The following is a 941-nucleotide window of genomic DNA, read 5'->3' as shown; positions in this document are numbered from 1 at the left end:
GCTTTATTAAGCAACGTGTGCTTGTTGCTGCTCGTGCTCCTTTTGAGCCTGAAGCTGAGCATGTTCTTTCTGCTTGCGACGCTCGCGTTTCGATAGCCAGATCAGTGGCACCACGATCATCACCGTACCGATGGCCATGAAAATATCTGGTATTTCACCAAACCAAATAAAGCCAACGACAACCGCACCAATCAAACCGCTGTATTCTGCACTCGCGATTTTGTTGCTATCGATAGAACGGTACGCCAGTACACAAGTCGCCGCATAGATCATAATGAACAAACTTGACCCTGCCGCGACAGGAAACGCGTCCCATTGCCAAGGTTGATCCTCAATAAGCACCAACAGCAACGCAACCGGAATACCGGCCAAGTTGGTCATCAGCAAGGTTTGCATCACTGATTGGTTTTTTGGCAACTTACGAATCAACAGATTGTTAACGGCTAACGTTAACGCGACCACAAACGCTGAGATTGCTGCCCAATCAATTTGATCCGGGCGAATAATCACCAAGACCCCTGCAAATCCCATTACCGCCGCAGCGACCGATTGTTTAGATAGCTGTTCACCGAAAAAAATCGCAGCGAGAGGGAGCATGATCAATGGCGCGGCATAAAAGATCGCGTTCGCAGTTGCGAGCGGCAAAGATGAGATCGCCATGACCATAAATACCGCGCCCAACAGCCACACGTGAGCACGAACCGCATGCCATTTAAATCCTTCCATAAAGTTGGTTTGTTTTGCTAACAAACAAACAGGAAGGAGGAACATAACCGCTGATATTTGTCGAAAAAAGACAAACTGAAACATCGGCACTTCATTCGCGACACTTTTGATCAAAGAGTCCGAAAGCACCGCAATAAGATTCCCGACAATTAATAGCAGCATTGCTGCCCCGACAGATGTGACTTTCACATTTTTCTCCTCATTCTTTGCCAAAG

Annotated in this window: 1 protein-coding gene; it reads right to left on the bottom strand. The window is 47.4% G+C overall.

Going from position 1 to position 941, the window contains the following annotated elements; genetic code table 11:
- Positions 1-6: 6 nt before the first annotated feature.
- On the bottom strand, positions 7-915 hold the full coding sequence (locus tag R7Q09_RS24600) for a DMT family transporter (protein ID WP_021452431.1): 909 nt from the start codon (positions 913-915) through the stop codon (positions 7-9).
- Between the last annotated feature and the right edge of the window lie 26 nt (positions 916-941).

This window comes from Vibrio sp. 2130-1 (assembly GCF_033339515.1).
This window is presented reverse-complemented; position numbering and strand designations above follow the sequence as displayed.